14 protein-coding genes are annotated in these 17,125 nt (G+C 36.3%); 11 read left to right on the forward strand and 3 right to left on the reverse strand.

The genetic code is table 11. The features are described 5' to 3' along the window. The first annotated feature begins 6 nt into the window (after positions 1 to 6). From sufB to tpiA, 11 genes are all read left to right on the forward strand, one after another. Positions 7 to 1,419: a Fe-S cluster assembly protein SufB gene (gene sufB / locus UMR38_06955; GenBank protein ID MEC9485599.1), complete on the forward strand. Its 1,413-nt coding sequence runs from the start codon at positions 7 to 9 to the stop codon at positions 1,417 to 1,419. Positions 1,420 to 1,498: 79 nt separating this feature from the next. Next, positions 1,499 to 3,352 carry a glycoside hydrolase family 3 protein gene (locus UMR38_06960; protein MEC9485600.1) on the forward strand — a complete coding sequence of 618 codons (1,854 nt, stop codon included), beginning with the start codon at positions 1,499 to 1,501 and terminating at the stop codon, positions 3,350 to 3,352. After that, positions 3,353 to 5,548 carry a glycoside hydrolase family 3 C-terminal domain-containing protein gene (locus UMR38_06965; protein ID MEC9485601.1) on the forward strand — a complete coding sequence of 732 codons (2,196 nt, stop codon included), beginning with the start codon at positions 3,353 to 3,355 and terminating at the stop codon, positions 5,546 to 5,548. After that, complete coding sequence (locus UMR38_06970; protein ID MEC9485602.1) at positions 5,541 to 6,536, forward strand: aldo/keto reductase; 996 nt, start codon at positions 5,541 to 5,543, stop codon at positions 6,534 to 6,536. The genes UMR38_06965 and UMR38_06970 overlap by 8 nt, the downstream gene beginning before the upstream one ends. 126 nt (positions 6,537 to 6,662) lie before the next feature. Beyond that, complete coding sequence (gene tkt / locus UMR38_06975; GenBank protein ID MEC9485603.1) at positions 6,663 to 8,615, forward strand: transketolase; 1,953 nt, start codon at positions 6,663 to 6,665, stop codon at positions 8,613 to 8,615. An 80-nt stretch (positions 8,616 to 8,695) separates the two neighbouring features. Further along, entirely contained in the window at positions 8,696 to 9,259 is a 564-nt protein-coding gene (locus tag UMR38_06980) for a helix-turn-helix domain-containing protein (protein ID MEC9485604.1), read from the forward strand. Positions 9,260 to 9,364: 105 nt separating this feature from the next. After that, a complete protein-coding gene (gene ugpC, locus UMR38_06985; protein ID MEC9485605.1) occupies positions 9,365 to 10,465 on the forward strand; it encodes a sn-glycerol-3-phosphate ABC transporter ATP-binding protein UgpC in 1,101 nt (366 codons plus the stop codon). Between the two features lie 60 nt (positions 10,466 to 10,525). Continuing rightward, positions 10,526 to 10,924 (forward strand): competence protein ComK, encoded by a 399-nt coding sequence (locus UMR38_06990; protein ID MEC9485606.1) that lies wholly within the window; start codon positions 10,526 to 10,528, stop codon positions 10,922 to 10,924. 91 nt (positions 10,925 to 11,015) lie between these two features. Next, on the forward strand, positions 11,016 to 12,206 hold the full coding sequence (locus UMR38_06995) for a phosphoglycerate kinase (protein ID MEC9485607.1): 1,191 nt from the start codon (positions 11,016 to 11,018) through the stop codon (positions 12,204 to 12,206). Positions 12,207 to 12,216: 10 nt separating this feature from the next. Further along, positions 12,217 to 12,456, forward strand: coding sequence for an HPr family phosphocarrier protein (locus UMR38_07000; GenBank protein ID MEC9485608.1), 240 nt, complete (start codon positions 12,217 to 12,219; stop codon positions 12,454 to 12,456). A 10-nt stretch (positions 12,457 to 12,466) separates the two neighbouring features. Further along, positions 12,467 to 13,225 carry a triose-phosphate isomerase gene (tpiA, locus tag UMR38_07005; GenBank protein MEC9485609.1) on the forward strand — a complete coding sequence of 253 codons (759 nt, stop codon included), beginning with the start codon at positions 12,467 to 12,469 and terminating at the stop codon, positions 13,223 to 13,225. A gap of 40 nt (positions 13,226 to 13,265) precedes the next feature. On the opposite strand, the gene UMR38_07010 is transcribed toward tpiA, so the two are convergent. The 3 genes from UMR38_07010 to purD all read right to left on the reverse strand — a co-directional run bounded on the left by UMR38_07010 (position 13,266) and on the right by purD (position 17,123). After that, complete coding sequence (locus UMR38_07010) at positions 13,266 to 14,177, reverse strand: GGDEF domain-containing protein (protein MEC9485610.1); 912 nt, start codon at positions 14,175 to 14,177, stop codon at positions 13,266 to 13,268. A gap of 158 nt (positions 14,178 to 14,335) precedes the next feature. Then, positions 14,336 to 15,868 carry a glutamine-hydrolyzing GMP synthase gene (gene guaA / locus UMR38_07015; protein ID MEC9485611.1) on the reverse strand — a complete coding sequence of 511 codons (1,533 nt, stop codon included), beginning with the start codon at positions 15,866 to 15,868 and terminating at the stop codon, positions 14,336 to 14,338. Beyond that, entirely contained in the window at positions 15,861 to 17,123 is a 1,263-nt protein-coding gene (gene purD, locus UMR38_07020; GenBank protein ID MEC9485612.1) for a phosphoribosylamine--glycine ligase, read from the reverse strand. Before purD ends, guaA begins: the two co-directional genes overlap by 8 nt. Positions 17,124 to 17,125 lie beyond the last annotated feature (2 nt).

The raw sequence follows: 17,125 nt of genomic DNA on the forward strand, positions 1-17,125 counted from the left end.
TCCTACATGAATGATCATACCAAAAAAGAAATTGAAAGTATTGTAGGGGATTATAAATATGGATTTAAAACAGAGACAAAAAGTGTTTTAGATACGGGTAAAGGATTAACAGAAGAAATTGTTCGAGAAATCTCTCGTATTAAAGAAGAACCTGAATGGATGACTGAGTTTCGTGTTAAAAGTTTCCATAAATTCTTAGAGTTAAAAAACCCGACATGGGGACCAGACTTAAGTGGCATTAACTTTGAAGATATTACCTATTACATTAAACCAAGTGAACGTAGCGAAGCCAGTTGGGATGATGTGCCTGAAGAAATCAAAGATACCTTTGATAAGCTCGGTATTCCAGAAGCCGAACAAAAATACTTAGCGGGGGTATCAACCCAGTTTGAAAGTGAAGTTGTTTACCACTCAACATTACAAGAATTAGAAGACCAAGGGGTTATCTTCACCGATACCGATACGGCATTAAGAGAGTATCCTGAATTACTTAAAGAATACTTTGGACAAGTTGTGCCCTACGATGATAATAAATATGCGGCGTTAAACTCTGCGGTATGGAGTGGTGGTAGTTTCATCTATGTTCCTAAAGGGGTTCATGTTGAAAAACCATTACAATCATACTTCCGGATTAATAGCGAATTAATGGGACAGTTTGAACGGACCTTAATCATTGTTGATGAAGGAGCGAGTGTAAACTACGTTGAAGGGTGTACAGCCCCTGTCTATACGAAAAGCAGTTTACATGCTGCGATTGTTGAAATCTTTGTTAAAAAAGGCGGAAACTGTCGTTACAGCACTGTTCAAAACTGGGCAAACAATATCATTAACTTAGTTACCAAACGTTCGCTTGTTGAAGAAGATGCCCACATGGAATGGATTGATGGTAATATTGGTAGTCAAGTAAATATGAAATACCCATCATGCATCTTAAAAGGTGATCGTTCGAAAGGGACCACCATTTCTATTGCCTTCGCAGGAAAAGGGATGAATCAAGATACCGGTGCTAAAATGATTCACATAGGAAAAGATACAACCAGTAAAATCATTTCTAAATCCATTTCTGGCAAAGGTGGACGCGTTAATTACCGTGGGATGATTCATCATACCACAAACGCGACTGGTGCGAAAAGTAATGTCGAATGTGATACGATCATTTTAGATGATCAAAGTGTTAGTGATACCTTACCATATAACATCGTAAAAAATAATCAAGCACAGGTTCAACATGAAGCCACAGTATCAAAAGTCAGTGAAGAACAACTCTTTTACCTTATGAGTCGCGGTTTAACTGAAGAACAAGCGACAGAAATGATTATTATGGGATTCATTGAGCCCTTTGCGAAAGAATTACCAATGGAATATGCTGTTGAATTAAACCAATTAATTAAGCTTGAAATGGAAGGTTCAATCGGATAATAAATTATAAGCAAATCTTTTGATTTGCTTTTTTTTATGCTATAATTAAACTGTTACGAAAACGCTTTAGGAGGCAGTTATGAAACGACTATTATTCCCGATAATGACACTTATTGTATTACTCGCAAGTTGCCAACCAGTAGAAGATACAGATCCAATTGATTCACTGTGTGATGGTAGTGATTGCGCAACCTATTTAGAGATTAACACATTAGATGATATAGAACCTTTTTTAAACAGTTTAACGATTGAAGAAAAAGTAGGACAAATGATTCAAGCAGAACGTGGCTATATTACACCTGAACAAGTGAAACAATATAATATTGGAAGTGTGTTGAGTGGTGGAGGATCATTCCCAACGGCTTATAATAATGATTTGGATACGTGGTTTAATATGGTGAAAGCATATCAAAATGCGGCCATCCAATCGAGTAGTGAGATTCCTATATTATATGGAATAGATGCCGTCCATGGCAACAATAATGTGTATGGAGCTACATTATTCCCACACAATATTAATTTAGGCATGGCAAACAATCGAGACTTAATGTATGAGATTGGTAAAGCCACTGCCCGTGAAATGAAGGCAGTCGGTATTCATTGGAATTTTAGTCCTGTAGTAAGTGTTGTTGAAAATATTAGCTGGGGACGCACCTATGAAGGGTTTAGTGAAGATGATGTCATACACAATAACTTAGTCAGTGCGTATATTGAAGGATTACAAAGTGAAAATGTCATCGCAACAGCTAAACATTTTATTGGCGATGGCGGGACGACAGATGGCATTGATCAAGGGAACACTGAAAAATCAGAGGCTTACATTCGAGAACATTATTTGGCACCCTATGAACACGCAATTAATGCCGGTGTTGATAGTATCATGATTACCTTTAGTTCGATCAACGGTCAAAAAGTCAGTGGTAGTCAGTATTGGATCACCGATGTTTTAAAAGATGAACTGGGATTTGAGGGAATTGTACTCTCTGACTGGAACGCTGTTCATCAACTTGAAGGTGATTTTTATTGGCAACTTATTAAAGCTGTGAATGCCGGTATGGATATGTTAATGGAACCGACTGATTGGCTGACTGCTTATGAGAATATTCTATTAGCTGTCGAAAATGGTGCGATATCAGAAAAACGTATAAACGATGCGGTTAGACGTATTTTAACGGTTAAATTTAATAAGGGATTATTTGAAGAGCCATTAGAACGGTATGATACTAGTATTGTGTATTCAGAAACACATCAAGCGATTGCCAAACAAGCAGCCATTGAATCATTTGTGTTACTTGAAAATGATGGGAGTTTACCATTAACCGGTAATGAACAAATTTATTTAACTGGTCCTGCTCACAATAATGTTGGTCTACTAAATGGTGGTTGGACACGACATTGGCAAGGGACATCAGATGCCAATATCGGCGTAGGGGTATCAATTGAAGACGGCCTTGAAGAATTATTATCGTCACATTCAGGAAGACTTGTGGATACGATCGATGAGGCAGACACGGTCATTGTAGTATTTGCCGAATTACCATACACTGAAGGTGTTGGCGATACAAATACACCAACTTTATTTGGTGGATTGGCTCATCCAGGGAATCAAGCTGCCTATCAAACAGCGGTATCCGCTAAAGCAGATGGGAAAACAGTCATTGGTGTGTTAAGTAGCGGAAGACCGTTAATTATAACCGATGAACTATCAACCTTTGATGCCTTTTTCGCGATCTTCTTACCAGGAAGTGAAGGGGGATCAGCTGTTGCTGATATCTTATTAGGAAACGCCAATTTTACAGGAAAATTATCCTATACTTGGCCAGAGACACTGGCTGATATTGGGAATATTCATACTTTAGACAATTATGAACAATTAAATTATTTATATCCGTTTGGATATGGATTGATTTATCAGGAGGAGGAAAATAAATAAATGACCTTAAAAGAAAAAGTTAAATTAACCAGTGGACAGAATAACTGGGAATTTTTAAAAAGTGATCAAGTAGATGGCAAATCGATACGCGTTGCCGACGGACCACATGGCGTCCGTGTAAACAATGCGGACTTCACAGGAAGTGATCTTGGTGAAGAAGATAAGATGGCAAAGGCCACTTTGTTTCCAAGTGCCTCAGCAATGGCATCAACGTGGCATCCTGAATTGCTTCAAAAAGTCGGCAAAACGATAGGAAAAGAATGCCGTTATTATGGAATTGATGTCTTATTAGGACCAGGAATTAACTTAAAAAGAAGTCCTCTTGGCGGAAGAAATTTTGAGTATTATAGTGAAGATCCCTATTTAACATCACAAATGGCAAGTGCATTTGTCAACGGGGTTCAATCAGAACATGTTGGTGCCTGTATCAAACACTTTGCCTTAAATGAGCAAGAGACAATGCGTCGCTTTGTAAACAGTGACATCGATGAACGAACATTCCATGAACTATATTTATACCCCTTTATGAAAGTCATTAAAGCTGCGCATCCATGGATGGTTATGAGCAGTTATAATAAGATTAATGGCGATTATGCCTCAGAATCAACCCACTTACTAATTGATATACTCCGTGATCAATGGCAATATGATGGCGCAGTCGTATCTGATTGGGGTGCTGTACAAAACAAAGTAAAATCAATTAAAAACGGTATGAATATTGAAATGCCCGGCCCATCATCATTTGATGAAGAGGTTTTTCATGCCTTAGAAAATGGAGACCTAACAGAAGAAGCCATTGATCAAAGCCTTGCGCCGTTATTTTCATTACAAGAAAAATCATCCTTAAAAGAACCCCTTGACGCAGTGGATTTCGATGCTCACCATGAAGTTGCTCAAGCGGTTGCGAAAGAAGCCATCGTACTCCTTGAAAATGACGGCACATTGCCGCTTAAGGATACCACTATTCAATTAGGCGTGATCGGCGAATTTGCCGATAAGCCACGTGTTAATGGAGGCGGAAGCGCAACGGTCAGACCGTATCACCAAGAAACGCCATTAACTGCTCTTAAAAATACATTTTCGAACGTCCGGTATGCCAAGGGATATGATGACTTATCGACAAATGAAACGTTAATCAAGGACGTTAAAGAGGTTGTACGTAAGAGTGATGTTATACTCTATTTCACAGGCACTACCTCAACAATTGAAACTGAAGGAAAAGATCGAGATAATCTTAATTTACCAGAGGGACACCTCGCTGTATTTGAACAGTTAGTTCATCATGATAAACCTGTGATTGTGATTCTTAGTAATGGCAGTGCCTTAGACTTAAGACATGTTGCGAATGAAAGTCAAGCACTCTTAGAAACTTGGTTTTTAGGAAGTGCCGCAGGGCAACCGATTGTAGATGTATTAACGGGTAAAACAAACCCCAGTGGTAAACTTCAAGAGACTTTTCCATTAGAAGTGGAACACACACCGCATTATGGTGTATTTCCGCAATTAGAAACTGTTGATTACAGCAAAGATCTTATCATGAATGGATACAGGTATTATGATACGCATCATTATGATGTACTTTACCCATTCGGCTATGGACTCAGTTATAGTACATTTACGTATCATAATATTAAATTAAGCCACGATGTACTGTTTGAAAAAACGTCATTGACAGTATCTTTAGATATTAAGAATACTAGTGAATATGACGGATATAATACTGTGCAAATTTATATTAGTGATCAAAGTAGCGAGATTGTCAAACCAGTTCACCAATTAAAAGCATTTAAAAAAGGCTTTATCAAAGCCAATGATACATTAACGGTCACCATTACAGTGCCTTATGATGCCTTTGAATCCTACAGTGTAAAAGCGCATCAGTTTGTTGTGTATCAAGGCGAGTATATGGTTAAAATCGCCCAATCAAGTAAAGATATTCTAGCCAGTTACCCTGTCACAGTGGAAAGTAATCACCACTTTGCACCGAAAATGGACATCCATTATCCATTTCATTTCTTTAAAGTTTACTACCCTAAATGGGCAAACCATATAGAATCAGTCTTTAGACCACTTCATTGGTATGAACAAGAAGAACCATTATTACGTATCATTAAACGGTATCAACGTCATAATGATATTGATGATAACACAATTAATGCACTCATTAAATCAATTAAGGAGGATTTAGATGTATAAACCAAATGAAAAACGTTATGACAATATGATCTATAATCGCGTTGGGAAAAGCGGTTTAAAATTACCACAACTATCGCTTGGTTTTTGGCAAAACTTTGGACATGAAAAACCGTTTGAAGAGGTAAAAGAAATTGTTTTAAAAGCCTTTGATGCAGGGATCACACACTTTGATTTAGCCAATAATTATGGACGTCCAGGTGGGAGCGCAGAAAGTAATTTAGGCAAAATTTTAGCTAATGAATTAGCACCTTATCGCGATGAACTCATTATTTCAACTAAAGCGGGATATGGCATGTGGGAAGGACCCTATGGTGATTGGGGAAGTCGAAAATATTTAATGGCTTCTATTGACCAATCATTAAAACGCTTAAACCTTGATTATGTTGATATCTTTTATCATCATCGTCCTGACTATGATACACCATTAGAAGAAACAATGAAGGCCTTGGCAGATATTGTTTCTCAAGGAAAAGCACTTTATGTAGGAATCAGTAATTATCCTGCAGAGCGCGCCCGTCGCGCTGCCGAAATATTGCGTAGTTATGGTGTAAAATTATTGATTACACAACCACACTTTAGTATGCTAGATCGTTGGATTCAAACAGAAGGACTTGTTGATGCGATGATTGATGAAGGCGTTGGCATCATCCCGTTTAGTATCTTATCCCAAGGTTTATTGACAGATAAGTATATTGAAAAGATTCCAAAGGACTCGCGTGTTGCTAACCCGGATATCTGGTTTCTTACTAAAGATAATATTACCGATGAACTTCGTGATAAGCTTATTGCTTTGAAAAAAATTGCTGATAAACGCGGACAATCACTTGCTGAAATGACCATTGCTTGGACATGTGTACAACAGGGTATTTCATCAGTGTTAATCGGTGTGAGTAAACTCAGTCAATTAGAAAGTAATTTAAAAGCAATAGAAAACGTGAACTTTACCGAAGAAGAACTAGCACAAATCGAGCAAATCTTATCAAAATAGGGTAAATATACCCTATTTTTTATGTTAAATATAGGAAATATTATCAACGCAGTTTCATAATATTTTCATTTGTAGTATAATAAAGAGGTAAGCGACAAGTATTAAGATAAAACAAAGGAGCGTTTTATGGAAAAATCTATTAATGCAATTCGTTTTTTAGGTTTAGATCAAATTAACAAAGCAAACAGTGGTCATCCAGGGATAGTTCTTGGTGCTGCACCGATGATGTATACCCTATTTACAAAGCATCTTCGTGTTACACCAAGTGAAACAGACTGGATTAACCGCGACCGTTTTGTATTATCCGCAGGTCATGGTAGTGCAATGTTATATGCGACATTACATCTTTGTGGATTCGATGTTACCATTGATGACTTAAAAGACTTTCGTCAAATTAATTCAAAAACACCAGGCCATCCTGAATACAAACATACCGATGGTGTTGAAGCGACAACCGGTCCTTTAGGACAAGGGATTGGAAACGCGACAGGTATGGCTATAGCAGAAGCGTATTTAGCAGCTAAATTTAATAAAGAAAAACACCAAATTATTGACCATTTTACCTATACATTATGTGGTGATGGTGACTTGCAAGAAGGTGTGGCTCAAGAAGCCATGAGTTTAGCAGGTCATTTAGGACTTGGTAAACTTATCGTTCTGTACGATTCAAATGATGTGCAGTTAGATGGCCCTACCACAGAAGCAATCACAGAAGATATAAAAGGTAAATATGAAGCGATGAATTGGCATTATTCAAGAGTTGAAGATGGCAATGATGTTGAAGCATTAAATGAGGCAATTAATACTGCAAAAGAGGTTACTGATAAACCATCAATCATTGAAGTTAAAACAGTGATTGGGTTTGGAAGCTCTAAAGCAGGTAAAAGTGATGCCCATGGTAAACCATTAGGAGAAGAAGAAACCAATAAAATGCGTCAAGCGTTTGATTATGAGACCAAGCCATTTGAGGTTTCAGCAGAAGTATTTGAAGACTTTAGAGAAAATTCTCGCAAACGCGGATACATGGACTATTCTGAATGGGAAACGCGACTTGAAGAATATGAAACAGAATATCCCGAACTAGGAGAAGAACTCAGAGCATTTATGAACGATGAGATTACCATTAATGTGAATGATTTACTAGCTCCACAACCGATCGGAACTAAAGAAGCAACCCGAGTAAGTAGTGGACGCACCGTTGATGCGATTAGTAAAAATCTCTTTACCTTTATTGGGGGAAGTGCTGATTTAAGTTCATCGACAAAAGTTAGTGGCTTAAATGGGAACTTCTCAATGGCAACACCACAGGGACGTAACATTAACTTTGGTGTTCGTGAACACGCAATGGCTGCCATTGTAAATGGATTAACGTTACATGACTTACGTGGATTCACTGGCGGATTCTTTGTCTTTTCTGACTACATGAAACCATCATTACGCTTAGCTGCAATTATGGGTATTCCAAGCTTATTTGTGTTTACACACGATAGTGTTGCGGTTGGTGAAGATGGACCAACCCATGAACCGATTGAACAGTTATCGATGTTACGGACTATGCCAAACTTTAAAGTCTATCGCCCGATGGATGCCAATGAAACACAATTTGCCTATCAATGTGCCTTAGACAGTACCGATCATCCTAGTGCGATTGTCTTAACACGCCAAGATGTTGAAGTAAAAACAGAAACATCATTTGAAGACTTTAAAAAAGGTGCTTATGTCGTGAAAGACTATGAAAATTATGAAGGTATTTTAATCGCAACAGGTAGTGAAGTTAACTTAGCCTTAGATGTCCAAGCTGCATTGGCAGAAGACGATGTATATGTACGCGTTGTTTCCATGCCTTGTATGGAAACCTTTAAAGAACAATCAGATGAGTATAAAGAAAGTATCTTACCAAAAGAGAAAACAAAGCGTCTAGCCATTGAACTTGGAGCGCCGGATCTATGGTATCAGTTCGCCTCACATGTCAAAGGAATTGATCGCTTTGGTGTGAGTGGCGATGGTGCAGAAGCCTTAAAATACTTTGGTTTTGATGTCGATACAGTAAAAGAACTTTATTTAAATATTAAAGACTAAATAGAAACGGAGAGCAATCTCCGTTTTTGTTTGGAAAAGATTATCTTTATGTTACAATAGAGTGAAATGAGGTGACAGATATGCAGCGGCGTTTAATGGTTTATCAAAAAGATATAACAGATGAGTTAATTCAAATCTTTGAAGCGAATGCGTTAGTCGATTTATCGTATAAAGATGACGATATTATTATTGTGACAGATGAAGAATATTATCATAATGAACCAACCAATTATGAAGATATTTATGAACTATTAGCAAATGATTTTAATGGAGAAGTAACGATGTATATCGAACCGTACTCAAAAGAAGAGTTTCCTTTTATCAATCGTATGCGTGAGTTTATTAAAACACTCCCGCATCGACTATATTATTTTGAAGATATCATTCCCTATGTCGTATTACAAAATAACGTAGAATTTAAACATCAAATTAAAGCATATATTGAATCGCAAGTAAAATCAGAAGTCATTGAGACCGTTATAGCCTTTATTGAGAATAATATGAATTCAAGTCAAAGCGCTGATAAATTATTTATGCACCGCAATACATTAAATTATCGTGTCGATAATTTTGTTGAAAAAGTGCATATCGATGTAAAACATTTTAAAGGGGCAAATGCAGTCTATATGTTATACCATTATTAATAATACAATATCGTGTTAGTTTGTGCAGTTTGCACATTAACAACGATGTTGTTTTTTACTATAATAAGTATAGTGTATTAACTATATTTTAAAGGAGAGATACTCATGGCAGAGTTAGTATTTAAAAATTTAGATAAAGTCTATGATAATCAAGTCCAAGCGGTATTTGATTTTTCACTTAAAGTAAAAGACAAAGAATTTATCGTATTCGTTGGACCGTCAGGTTGTGGGAAATCAACCACATTAAGAATGGTCGCAGGATTAGAAGAAATTACAGCTGGAGAATTATACATCGATGATGTATTAGTCAATGATGTCGCACCAAAAGATCGTAATATTGCAATGGTATTCCAATCATATGCATTATATCCACATATGACAGTTTATGATAATATGGCATTCGGATTAAAATTACGTAAAATGCCGAAAATGGAAATTGAAAAACGTGTTAAAAACGCAGCTGATATCTTAGGATTAGTACCTTATTTAGACCGTAAACCGAAAGCTTTATCAGGTGGACAACGTCAACGTGTTGCCCTAGGTCGTGCGATTGTCCGTAATGCAAAAGTATTCTTAATGGATGAACCACTATCTAACTTGGATGCAAAATTACGTGTCCAAATGCGTTCTGAAATTATTAAATTACATGAGCGGATTGGAACGACAACCATTTACGTTACCCATGATCAGATTGAAGCAATGACAATGGCGAGCCGTATTGTTGTCATGAAAGACGGATATATTCAACAAGTTGGGAAACCAAAAGAAATTTATGACAACCCAGCAAACATCTTTGTTGGTGGATTTATTGGAACACCACCTATGAACTTCTTAGATGGTAAATTAACGAAAGATGGATACTTTGTTGGTGAAGGTATTAAAGTTAAAGTGCCGGAAGCTAAAATAAAAATATTACAAGATAATAACAAAATCAATGAAGCCGTTGTCTTAGGTGTTCGTCCAGAACATATCCATGATGAAAAAGTGGTTAAAAAAACTTATGAAGATGCGTTAGTTGAAATGAAAGTCGATGTTGCTGAATTATTAGGGGCAGAAACAAATATTTATGCACAAATCGGTCCAACAACGATTGTTGCGAAAGTAAACGCAAGAACCGATATTAAAATTGGTGATGAGATTGAACTTGCCTTCGATATGAATAAAGTCCATTTCTTCGATCCAGAATCAGAATTACGTTTAAAATAACAAATACTAAAAACACCTCAATCGAGGTGTTTTTTTATAAAATAGAGAGGGATTATAACAATGAACTATATTAAACGAACAAGTACTGGCATAGTTCTGATAAATAATCAGAGTCAAACACCGATTAATAAAGGATTGACACAGTATTTAAACGAAAGTTGTATCAAACACCTATCAACTTTAAAAGGTCGACAAAAAGCTGCTAAAGTCCTCTTAGATAAAACAGCTAATCTTCCGATTTATGTTAATGAGACGTGTTTGCTCTTTCCTAATCAGTCATTGCGACGGATTGATACCGTATTAATTAACTATTTTTCAATATATGATATAATAAGGATTGATGGTAGGACAAAAATCGTTTTTAACGATTTACAAACACTTTTTTTACCTCAAACAGAAACGCAACTTAAAAACCAGTTTCGTGCTTGTAAGAAACTTTTAGAACACACTATTGTTTAAAGAAAGTGTTTACATTATCGTTTATAAATAGATTTATTCTAAAAAATTTTGTATAATGAACTTGAAGAATAAAGAAAAGGAGTTTTGAATAATGGCAAAGAAAATTGTAAGAGATTTAGAGGTTGAAGGTAAAACCGTATTAATGCGTGTTGACTTTAATGTTCCAATGCAAGACGGTAAGATCACAGATGATAACCGTATTGTACAAGCATTACCTACAATCAAAGACGTTATGAACCGTGGGGGAAAACTTGTCTTATTTTCACATCTAGGACGTATTAAAAAAGAAACTGACAAGCTAGGAAAAAGCTTACAACCAGTTGCAAAGAAATTAAGTGAATACTTAGAACATCCAGTACAATTTATTCCAGAAACACGTGGAGAAGCATTAGAAAATGCAATTGAAGGGTTACAAAATGGCGATGTATTAATGTTTGAAAATACCCGTTTTGAAGATCTTGATGGTAAGAAAGAATCAGGGAATGATCCTGAACTAGGAAAATACTGGGCGTCACTTGGCGATGTATTTGTAAATGATGCATTTGGAACTGCTCACCGTGAGCATGCATCAAATGTTGGTGTTGCCAAATACACAGATGAAGTAGCTGCTGGGTATTTATTAGAAAAAGAGATTAAATTTATTGGTGATGCAGTTGATAACCCAGAACGCCCATTAATTGCAATCTTAGGTGGGGCAAAAGTTGGCGATAAAATTGGAGTTATTAAAAATTTACTGAATAAAGCAGATAAAATTTTAATTGTTGGTGGAATGAGTTATAATTTCTTAAAAGCACAAGGTTACGAAATCGGAACCAGTATTTGTGAAGAAGATAAAATTGACTTAGCCAAACAATTGTTAGAAGACGCTGATGGTAAAATTGAATTACCAGTCGATTTAAAGGTCACCAAAGAGTTTAGCAATGATGCCAAAACAAGAGTCGCATCATACGATGATATTAAACCAGATGAAATGGGACTTGATATTGGACCAAAAACAATTGATAAATATACAGAATTACTAAAAGATGCAAAAACCGTTGTATGGAACGGACCTGCTGGTGTATTTGAGTTTCCAAACTTTGCTGTTGGAACAAAAGGCATTTGCCAAGCACTTGCAGACATTGATGCAACAACAATCATTGGTGGTGGAGACAGTGCTGCCGCAGTCATTAGCTTTGGATATGCTGATGATGTTACACATATCTCAACAGGTGGGGGCGCATCATTGAATTACTTAGAAGGAAAGACTCTACCAGGTATCGCCGTAGTGGATGATAAGTAAGGAGCGTAATATGGAAATTAAAATTAATAGTACCGAAGGATTACATGCATTACTAGCGTCTCGCATTGTACAATTAGCGAGCAAATATGATGCTGATATTCGCATTGAATACGAAGATACAACTATTGATGCAAGAAGTATTTTAGGTCTTGTATCGCTTGCTGTTCCAAAAGGTGAAAACATTCGTGTAATCGCAACTGGAACAGAGGCAGAAGTTGCCTTAAACGAACTAAAAAAAATATTGAGTTAGGATGACAAAAATGAGAAAACCAATTATTGCTGGAAACTGGAAAATGAACAAAACGCGCGATGATGCTTTACAATTCATATATAGCGTCAACATGAAATTGCCTGAGCGTGAATTAGTGGATAGTGTTGTTTGTGCGCAAGCCCCAATACTCCGTGACTTAGTTAAGCGTCAAGGTGATGAATTACGTATTGGTGCACAAACTATGCATGAGTTAGACAGTGGGGCCTTTACGGGTGAGATTAGTGCGCCATTACTAACCAATATTGGTGTTAAATATGTCATCATCGGACACAGTGAACGACGCGCTTATTATAATGAAACAGATGAAAAAGTAAACAAAAAATTACATCAAGCCTTTCGTCATAATATCACACCAATCTTATGTGTGGGTGAAAGTCTAGAAACCCGTGAAGACGGAACTACAGATGCATTTGTTAAAAACCAAGTTGACATTGCTTTAAAAGGATTAGGTAGTGAACAAGTTAAAGAATTAGTCATTGCATACGAACCTATCTGGGCAATTGGCACAGGTAAAACAGCGACGGCTGAACAAGCAAATGATACGATTAAAGGTATCCGTCAAGTTGTCAAAGACTTATTTGATAAAGACACAGCAAACGCTATTCGTATTCAATACGGAGGAAGCGTTAAACCAGCGAATGTTGATGAACTGTTATCAATGAGTGATATCGATGGCGCCCTAGTAGGTGGCGCTAGTCTAGATCCAGAGAGTTTCTTAACATTAGTTAAAGCAGCTATTAAAAAGTAATGAACCATAAAAAAATCATATCAAGCGGATATGATTTTTTTTATGCTTCAATTTCAAATAAATATGTATTTTTGCCTTGTTCTTTCGCTTCATACATTAAGTTATCAGCTTTTTTAATTACATCTTTGCGATTAGTTGCTTTAACAACACCAATTGACACACTAGTTTGCACTTTATTATCCTCAGGAATTAATGCATGCGTGCGTTCAATAATATCCTCTGCGATTGTTTTTACCGTTTTAGAATCTTCAAAGAATAATCCAACAAACTCATCACCGCCTATACGATAAAATAAATTATATCCTGATTCATGGGATTTCAATATACCCGCAAAGGCTTTTAAATATCGATCTCCTTCAGGATGGCCATATGTGTCATTGACCTCTTTGAAATCATCTAAATCAATATAAATCACATGAAAATCGTCGTTTTTATAGCGCAATCCATAATGGTAATCCAAAGTGTATTTATTAAAAATTCCTGTTAGTGAATCATAATGGGTCTTATGAAACACATCTTCCTCTTGCGCTAAGAACCGCGTAATATTAGTCATGAAAATGGCATAAATATTATCAGCGTCAGTCGGTACAACTTCTAACCGTATCCAATGACGCTCATGATTGTACCGTACTGGAATGGTTTCGTTGGGTAATGCTTCAAAGTTAAAAATAGCTTGATGAAAATCATCAAAATATTCTTGTTTACCTCTCACTTCTGCAAAACTAGTGTTTTTATCAAAGTGATCAAATATTGTTTTAAATGAAAGCGTTGGGCCACGATTGAACCCAAGTTTTGATAAGTCACCAAACACCACGTTAATGACTGAGTCATCGCCTTTAAATTCAAAGTATCCAACCACTTGATAATGGCGTGCAAAAACAATATCTTCTAAGATATCAAGATGATAGTTTGACTGTAAATGTGCTTTTTGCTTGTCATAGTATTTTTGCATAATATTAACCTCATCATATAAAATTGATTTAATTATATCATATAAAAAATAACTATGAAAGCGTTATTCTTACATTACTGGTTATTTGTTTAAATAATTATTATATTAAATTACATTATAAAGGTAATGAGTGTTAAGGATATGTGTAAAAAGCTACATCATTCCCACTCAATAGTGCCAGGAGGTTTAGAGGTTATATCATAAACAACGCGATTAATACCAGACACTTCATTTATTATTCGAGATGATACATTGCCCAAAAATGTATAGGGTAATTCAGAAAAAGTAGCCGTCATAAAATCAAGTGTATCTGCACTTCTTAAAGCACAAACATATTCATAAGTACGTTTATCTCCCATCACACCGACACTCTTAACTGGTAATAAGACAACAAAACTTTGTGAGACTTGATCATAAAAGTTGTGTTTGTGTAGTTCATCAATAAAAATCGCATCAGCTTCTTTTAATATATTAACTTTTTCTTCTGTAATCTCACCTAAAATACGAATCCCTAATCCTGGACCTGGGAATGGATGACGCATAATCATATGCTTAGGAATTCCTAGCTTTAATCCTACTTTTCTAACCTCATCTTTAAATAATGCACGTAAAGGTTCTAACAAGGTGAAATCGAGTTTTTCAGGTAATCCGCCAACATTATGATGTGATTTAATCGTTTGGCTAGGGCCAGCAACACTCTGACTTTCAATGACATCAGGGTAAATGGTACCTTGAGCTAGAAACTTAGCGTTCTTGTGTGCTTTTTTAAAGGATTCAAAAATTTGAATGAAGGTATTCCCAATAATCTTACGTTTTCTTTCTGGATCAGTAACACTTGCTAAGGCATCTAAAAACTGATCTTTGGCATCGATTCTTACGACATTAATATTAAAGTGTTCTTTATACAAGGCCATTACTTGATTGCCCTCATCCTTGCGTAATAAGCCAGTATCAACAAAAACACAGGTTAAGTTCTTACCAATTGCTTGGTGAATTAACATTGCCGCAACACTGGAATCTACGCCACCACTAAGGGCTAAAATAACATCGTCATCATTGACTGTTTTTTGTATCGATAAAATCATATCTTCGATATAGTTTTCTAAACTCCACTCAGCCTGTGCTTCACATATATTAAACACGAAGTTCTTAATCATTTGTTTACCATAATCACTGTGGGTAACTTCAGGATGGAATTGTACGGTATAGATCGCTCTTTTACGATGTTTAGCGATCGCAAAAGCACTGTCTGTCCGTCCTAATAATTCAAAGCTATCAGCGAGTTCTTCGACATGGTCGCCATGACTCATCCAAACAGTCGAAGAGCGTGGTACATCTTTTGTAAATAAATCCTCTTTTTCAATAATTAGTTCGCTTTTTCCATACTCTCTTTTAGCGGTTGATGTGATTACACCACCAAATGCTTTTTGGGTTAACTGCATCCCATAACAAATACCGAGAATAGGAATGCCCAAGTTAAAAATATGGGGATCAACACTCGGGGCATCTTCTTCATAGACACTATTTGGCCCTCCCGATAAAATGATGCCTTTAATAGACAAATCTTTTTCAATTTCTGAGAGATCACTATCGAATGGCATAATCTCAGAATATACGCCTAACTCTCGAACCCGTCTAGCAATTAATTGATTATACTGTGATCCATAATCTAATACAATAATTTTATTCATTTGAATACCCTCTTTGCGATTTTTGTCCGATGTCACTACGATACATTAGTGTATCACAGGATATCTTTTTAATTTCTGAGTAAGTGAATTGTTGTGTTTCTTTGAATGTTTGTTTATGTCCAACCACACACAGCACACGCCCACCAGCCGTTACTAATGTATTACCTTTATTCTTTGTTCCCATATGAAAATAAGGTGTCTTTAACTGATTTAATCCGTGAATAGCTTGGTTTTTTGAATACTTCTTAGGATATCCTTTAGAGGCAAGAACAACCCCTAAATGGTAGCCAGAATGCCATTCAGCATTAGGTTTTAAACCATCAAAAAGATTGACAATAATCGATAATAAATCACTTTTTAATTTTAAGCACAGTACCTCAGCCTCAGGATCACCAAAACGGGCATTGAATTCAATCACTTTAGGACCCGACTCAGTCTGAATTAATCCACCATATAAAAACCCAGTGAACGGATGCCCTTCTTTAACCATCGCTGTTACGATTGGTTGCATAATCTCAGTAAAAGCTTTTTGAATGGTTTGATCAGTAATGCTATCGACAGGACATACCATACCCATACCCCCTGTATTTGGACCTATACCATTATCTAATAAAGGCTTATGGTCTTGACAAATAGGCATCGGAATAATGATATCATGATGCACAAAACACATAAATGAAAACTCATCACCTGTTAAAAATGTTTCAATAATGACCGATTCATCACCATATTGATGATCAACTAACAAGCTTTTAAGTATCTCTTTTGCCTCACTTAAGTCCGCTGTGACAGTCACACCTTTACCACCAGCTAGTCCATTATATTTTATCACATAAGGACTAGAAAGTTGTTCTAAATAGTCACAAGCTTTATCATAGTCTGTAAATGTATTATAATCTGCAGTTGGTATATGGTACTTTGTCATGATGTTTTTAGCAAAAACTTTAGAAGATTCTAACTGAGCAGCTTGTTTGGTTGGACCGAAAACCCGTACGTTCGTATCCGCGAACAAATCGGTGATACCATCGACTAAATATATTTCACTACCAGGAATAATAAGATCAATCTTTTTCGATAAGACAAACCTTTTTAATGCATGATGATTTTTAGGATCAATATCATAACACAAAGCTACTTCATTTATTCCTGGATTTCCAGGAATAGCATAGAGTTGAGATAGAAGAGGTGACTCTGATATCTTTTGACATAATGCATGTTCACGCCCGCCTGAGCCTAGAATTAAGACATTCATCATAA

Origin of the sequence: Candidatus Izemoplasma sp., from assembly GCA_036172455.1 — a bacterium.
GTDB lineage: Bacteria > Bacillota_I > Bacilli_A > Izemoplasmatales > Izemoplasmataceae > JAIPGF01.

What these genes read in the sequence shown, in the direction of transcription:
- sufB (MEC9485599.1), top strand. Translation starts at nt 7, where the DNA reads ATGAATGATCATACCAAAAAAGAAATTGAAAGTATTGTAGGGGATTAT.
- UMR38_06960 (MEC9485600.1), top strand. Translation starts at nt 1,499, where the DNA reads ATGAAACGACTATTATTCCCGATAATGACACTTATTGTATTACTCGCA.
- UMR38_06965 (MEC9485601.1), top strand. Translation starts at nt 3,353, where the DNA reads ATGACCTTAAAAGAAAAAGTTAAATTAACCAGTGGACAGAATAACTGG.
- UMR38_06970 (MEC9485602.1), top strand. Translation starts at nt 5,541, where the DNA reads ATGTATAAACCAAATGAAAAACGTTATGACAATATGATCTATAATCGC.
- tkt (MEC9485603.1), top strand. Translation starts at nt 6,663, where the DNA reads ATGGAAAAATCTATTAATGCAATTCGTTTTTTAGGTTTAGATCAAATT.
- UMR38_06980 (MEC9485604.1), top strand. Translation starts at nt 8,696, where the DNA reads ATGCAGCGGCGTTTAATGGTTTATCAAAAAGATATAACAGATGAGTTA.
- ugpC (MEC9485605.1), top strand. Translation starts at nt 9,365, where the DNA reads ATGGCAGAGTTAGTATTTAAAAATTTAGATAAAGTCTATGATAATCAA.
- UMR38_06990 (MEC9485606.1), top strand. Translation starts at nt 10,526, where the DNA reads ATGAACTATATTAAACGAACAAGTACTGGCATAGTTCTGATAAATAAT.
- UMR38_06995 (MEC9485607.1), top strand. Translation starts at nt 11,016, where the DNA reads ATGGCAAAGAAAATTGTAAGAGATTTAGAGGTTGAAGGTAAAACCGTA.
- UMR38_07000 (MEC9485608.1), top strand. Translation starts at nt 12,217, where the DNA reads ATGGAAATTAAAATTAATAGTACCGAAGGATTACATGCATTACTAGCG.
- tpiA (MEC9485609.1), top strand. Translation starts at nt 12,467, where the DNA reads ATGAGAAAACCAATTATTGCTGGAAACTGGAAAATGAACAAAACGCGC.
- UMR38_07010 (MEC9485610.1), bottom strand. Translation starts at nt 14,177, where the DNA reads ATGCAAAAATACTATGACAAGCAAAAAGCACATTTACAGTCAAACTAT.
- guaA (MEC9485611.1), bottom strand. Translation starts at nt 15,868, where the DNA reads ATGAATAAAATTATTGTATTAGATTATGGATCACAGTATAATCAATTA.
- purD (MEC9485612.1), bottom strand. Translation starts at nt 17,123, where the DNA reads ATGATGAATGTCTTAATTCTAGGCTCAGGCGGGCGTGAACATGCATTA.